Origin of the sequence: Rubripirellula obstinata (assembly GCF_001642955.1) — a bacterium.
Lineage (GTDB): Bacteria > Planctomycetota > Planctomycetia > Pirellulales > Pirellulaceae > Rubripirellula > Rubripirellula obstinata.
The window spans coordinates 1-4,797 of the sequence record NZ_LWSK01000209.1; the positions used below are offsets into that span (position 1 = coordinate 1).

5 protein-coding genes are annotated in these 4,797 nt (G+C 54.4%); 4 read left to right on the forward strand and 1 reads right to left on the reverse strand.

Features of this window, described 5'->3' with window-relative positions; all coding sequences use genetic code 11:
* The 3 genes from RC85_RS28695 to RC85_RS24790 all read left to right on the forward strand — a co-directional run.
* The coding region (locus RC85_RS28695; RefSeq protein WP_238383219.1) for a hypothetical protein at positions 1 to 278 on the forward strand (278 nt) is incomplete at its 5' end.
* A 48-nt stretch (positions 279 to 326) separates the two neighbouring features.
* The gene (gene guaB / locus RC85_RS24785; protein WP_068267470.1) at positions 327 to 1,829 is read left to right on the forward strand and encodes an IMP dehydrogenase; all 1,503 of its coding nucleotides are present in this window, start codon (positions 327 to 329) and stop codon (positions 1,827 to 1,829) included.
* Positions 1,816 to 3,513 carry a metallophosphoesterase family protein gene (locus RC85_RS24790; protein WP_149752631.1) on the forward strand — a complete coding sequence of 566 codons (1,698 nt, stop codon included), beginning with the start codon at positions 1,816 to 1,818 and terminating at the stop codon, positions 3,511 to 3,513. The genes guaB and RC85_RS24790 overlap by 14 nt, the downstream gene beginning before the upstream one ends.
* A 156-nt stretch (positions 3,514 to 3,669) precedes the next feature.
* Here RC85_RS24790 and RC85_RS26490 read toward each other — a convergent pair whose 3' ends face one another.
* The gene (locus tag RC85_RS26490; protein ID WP_238383220.1) at positions 3,670 to 4,338 is read right to left on the reverse strand and encodes an ankyrin repeat domain-containing protein; all 669 of its coding nucleotides are present in this window, start codon (positions 4,336 to 4,338) and stop codon (positions 3,670 to 3,672) included.
* 70 nt (positions 4,339 to 4,408) lie between these two features.
* Here RC85_RS26490 and RC85_RS27845 point away from each other — a divergent pair, with 70 nt between their 5' ends.
* Positions 4,409 to 4,657, forward strand: a complete 249-nt coding sequence (locus tag RC85_RS27845; RefSeq protein WP_068267475.1) for a hypothetical protein — start codon at positions 4,409 to 4,411, stop codon at positions 4,655 to 4,657.
* The last annotated feature ends 140 nt before the right edge of the window (positions 4,658 to 4,797 follow it).

A 4,797-nucleotide genomic window follows, 5' to 3' on the forward strand; every position in this document is an offset into this window, starting at 1 on the left:
CAAATTGCAAAATGAACACTGAAAAATGTAAATTGACCAGCAAATACCGCTTCCCAAGAATTTTCAATTTGCAATGTTCATTTTGCAATTTGCAATTTGCAATGTTCGACTGGTTCGCGAATAACATCACCCACCGCATTTTCATCAGCCCAGGCACTGCCGTCACTCGCTGGAAGCTCGCCACGGCCTACATCTGGCGTTCATTCAGAGGCGTGGTTGTGCTTTTTTTTCGAGACACAACCGGGCCTCCCCGATTGACGCTTCATCGTTCATACTGACGGGTTTCACGCACTCCTTGTTGCCTCCCCGCGTCTACCGAATCTCGAATGCCCAACTCAACCATTTCGTCCTACGAAAAAATTGTTTCTCACGGCGTCACCTTCGATGACGTCCTGCTGTTGCCACGGTACAGCGAAATGGTGCCCAGCGAGGTCGATGTTAGCACCAACTTGACCAACCGCATCCAGATGCAGATCCCGCTGGTATCGTCGCCGATGGACACCGTCACGGAATCCGAGATGGCCATCGCGCTGGCAAAAGAAGGCGGGATGGGAATGATTCATAAAAATTTATCCGTCGAGGCTCAGACCGAAGAAGTCACCAAGGTCAAACGTTCCGCCAATGGCATCATTGTCGATCCGGTCACGCTTTCGCCCGATTTAAAAGTCGGTCGAGCGGCCGAATTAATGGACGAAGCTAACGTTTCAGGCATTCCGATCGTCCGTGATGACCAAACGCTAGTGGGCATTTTGACCCGCCGAGACCTCCGCTTCCTAGAAGACCCAAACCTCCCCATTAGCCAGGTGATGACCCATGAGAACTTGGTCACGGCGGTAGGGACTGTGACGCTTGAGGAAGCTGAGAAGATTTTAACGGCAAAAAGAGTCGAGAAACTTCTGCTGGTTGACGAAGATAGAAAACTAACGGGACTTATTACGATCCGCGATATCGACATGATGAAGAGATTCCCCCGAGCCTGCAAAGACTCCGGTGGACGGCTTCGAGTCGGTGCGGCGATTGGTGTCGGCGACTTTGAACGAGCAGAGAGCTTGATCAAGCAAGGCGTCGATGTGCTGACCGTCGATTCGGCTCATGGACACAGTCGCAACGTGATAGAGACCGTCAAAGAGATCAAGAGTCAAAGCCAATGGGATATCGACGTCATTGCGGGAAACATCGCCACCGGTGATGGAGCCCGCGCGTTGTTGGACGCGGGAGCGGATGCAATCAAGGTCGGAATCGGCCCAGGTTCAATTTGCACCACGCGTGTGATCAGCGGAGTCGGTGTGCCGCAAGTGTCCGCGATCATGGACGCGGTGGCGGAGGCTCAGAAGGACGGAAAACCTGTCATCGCCGACGGCGGCATTCGCTTCAGCGGTGACATTACCAAAGCACTGGCCGCAGGGGCTCAATCGGTGATGATCGGCAGCTTGTTTGCCGGTCTGATGGAAAGCCCCGGCAAGGTGATCCTGTACCAAGGACGGACGTTTAAGTCTTACCGCGGAATGGGGTCGATGGGTGCGATGGTGAAAGGAAGTAGCGATCGGTATCGGCAGAAGGGCACCGAGGCGGGCAAGTTAGTCCCCGAAGGTGTGGAAGGCCGAGTGCCGTTCAAAGGTCCGCTTAGCGATTACGTTTACCAGTTGGTCGGCGGTTTGCGAGCGGGCATGGGATATATCGGAACACGGACGATCCAAGAGCTAGGTCGAGACGCGCGGTTCACGCAAGTTTCGGCTGCGACGGTTAGGGAAAACCATCCTCATGACATTGCGATCACACAAGAAGCGCCCAACTACAGCCCCGATGTCGCCTCCGGTGAATCGGCCTAAACGGGTAAGTCGCCCTCTGCTAGCCGCGATCATCGCTGGCGGAGTCGCGGTAGGCATCGGTTTAAACGCCACCAACGTTTCGGCTCAGAATTATGGTGCCCAGAATTACGCTTCACAGAACATGCGTCCGGTTCCGCGAACCGGTCAAGTTGGTGCGCAGGCCACGACGCCGAATCCAACTCGACAAGGTTGGAACTTGAAGTGGCGTCGCAGTTCCAACGTTGCCCCTGACACATTCAACGAACAAGCTGCGAATCCGACTAGGCAGCAACCCAGCCGCGCAGTCGTGCCCACTAGCGGGACTCTGTCCGTTGCAACCGACCGACCTCAGTTGCAAGCCGTCGCTCCGGCTGCTTATCTGAATTCGCCACAACGTGTTGAGAGCTTGCTCGATTCGACCGCTGGCTATCGCGATCAACCCAACAACCGGATCGCTCAAAATAGGCCGACCGAACGAGCCTCAACGATGACGCTGGTTCAAAGTGGTGACATGTTGTTCCCACCTTTGGATGATCAGCCCGTCGTGCCGACACCCGATCCGTTCGCAGAGGCTCCACAAGCGAACGATCTTCGTGACAGCTTGAACACGCTCGATGCACCCACCGATCTGTTCGACATGCCAGCACCCCAGCGTGCTGCGGAACCCTTGCCGGTGCCGGAACCTACGCCCCAGCAAAGCACCCAGCCCAATCCATCGCTGAAGAAAATGGACGACGGGCCATCGCTCGGCGATCTGCTGAAGGACACCGAACCTGATGAATTGCCGGAACCCAAGAGTCCATCGAATCGACCATCGGATGAGAAAGATCTGGACGACGAAGATTTTGAAAACCCGTTTGGCCGCAGTAACGATCGCGATTCAGATCGGGATACCGACAACGATTTAAGGGAAAAAGATCGACGCGATCGTGATCGATTGAACCTTGACGGTCCTGATCGTGACGAAGATCGCGACAGCAGCCTTTTCGACGACGAACAGGACGAGGATCTGAAAAAGACCGAAGGTTTGAGCTGCAATGATTTCCGTTCGCGGATTCAACGTCAAACGATCGATCAAGTTTCATTGGACATTAGCCCACCGTATCGTCCCGACGAGATCGATCAGTCGCGTTATGACAAGCTAAAGGCCAAGTTTGACGAAAAGCAAGCTGTTCGTCAGTGGCGAAACATGTCGGGCGTGCCCATGACGACCGGACGTCTGCGTGACATCGCCTACGAAAAGGTTGTTGTTGAAACTGAGTACGGTTCGACCGAATCGATTCCGATCGACCAACTTAGCGAAGGCGACTTGGCCTACCTGTCTGAGAACTGGGGACTGCCGCAAGAATGCCGCTTGGAACAGGTCGCATATGTTCAGCGAAGTTGGACACCGATGACGATGACCTACTTGGCATCCAACCTGTGTCACAATCCGCTGTACTTCGAGGACGTGAACCTGGAACGATATGGGCACACGCACGGTCCTGTGTTGGAACCGATCATCCAAACGGCTCACTTCTTTGGCAACATCGCCGTGCTGCCTTACAAGATGGGTGTCCATTGCCCGACCGAATGCCAGTACGCATTGGGTTACTATCGCCCCGGCAACTGTGCTCCGTGGATCAAGCCACCAGTACCGCTTAGCGTCAAGGGCGGCATTGCCCAAGCCGCAACGATGACCGGCCTGTTTTGGTTGATCCCGTAAGGAACCTCAGCGACCGTTCTAAACCGTAGCTGATCCCGCCAGGGTTCAGTCCACGATCGGCTCAAGCTCGACTGAACCCTGGCGGGATCAGCTACGGGCAGGTTGTCGGCATCCTCCGAAATCGTTTTAAAGAAACTTTTTTAACGATCACGTGGTCTACTTCAGCAACTCGACAATCTCGTCGTGTTGAGAATTTTGGGCGTGGCTGATCGCGGTGTCGCCGTCTTGGTCAACAACACCCTTGTCGGCACTTCGTTCTAGCAACAGCTTTACGATTTCGGTTTGCCCGAGTGCTGCTGCCGTCATCAGTGGCGTGAAACCCTCGGTCGATTCGGTCACGTTGATGTCAGCACCGCCATCGATCAGCAAGCGAACGGTTTCGACGGAGCTGTTGGTGCAAGCGTGCATTAGCGGCGTCTTTCCCTCGCGATCACGAGCGTCCACGTCAGCATCGTTTTCCAATAGGAATTTCACGACGTTCGCGTGTCCGTTGTAAGCTGCCATCAACAATGCCGTGTAACCAGCGGTTGGATCGGCCACGTTGACATCCGTTCCTGACTGAATCGCGCTGCGAACCAAATCGAGGTTCCCATCATGAGCTGCATATCGAAACGCATCATCGCTGTAAGTTGGTAATTCCTTGGTTTCAGAATCTTCCGAGCCACTATCGGCCGCAATCGGTGGGCTTGATTCACTAGTCTGAGTTGTTAAATCAGCCTTGCCTTGGTCTGCGTCGGTCGGCGAAGATCCACAACCAGCGATCAAGCTTGCTGAGCAGACCAGTGCAAAAGGAATCAAAAAATTAGGGCGAGAAACCGATAACATTTTCACTGGACCATTGAAACGATGTTGAGAAGTTTGAGCGAGGTCGAATGACTCGCGATCAGGAGACACCATGGAAACACCACGACTAGACCTCAGCAGCGTACCGAATTCGACACCGCAATCGAACCGGGAACAAACCAGCGGGCCGAAATCGAGACCTTTTCTGGGCATTCGATTCGATTGTTGCCGAACGTACGGAAGAATCTACCGTTCCGATTCCGGGATGTACTACAAAGGCCGATGCCCCAAGTGCTTAAAAAAGATCAAAGTCATGGTCGGCAGCGGCGGTACCGGCCAGCGATTTTTCAACGCTAGTTAGTTCGTTTAACCGCGTGGGCATCGCCCCGCGCGTCGTGCGGTCCGGACGCGCGGGGCGATGCCTGGACCGCTAAATCTTTGGGATTGCATCAGTTCTCGTTTGCGCAGGTTTCATTCTCACCGCGACGTTGAGTGCTTCCG

Excerpts from the sequence above, each read along its gene's own strand:
- guaB (WP_068267470.1), top strand. The coding sequence starts at position 327 with ATGCCCAACTCAACCATTTCGTCCTACGAAAAAATTGTTTCTCACGGC.
- RC85_RS26490 (WP_238383220.1), bottom strand. The coding sequence starts at position 4,338 with ATGTTATCGGTTTCTCGCCCTAATTTTTTGATTCCTTTTGCACTGGTC.
- RC85_RS27845 (WP_068267475.1), top strand. The coding sequence starts at position 4,409 with ATGGAAACACCACGACTAGACCTCAGCAGCGTACCGAATTCGACACCG.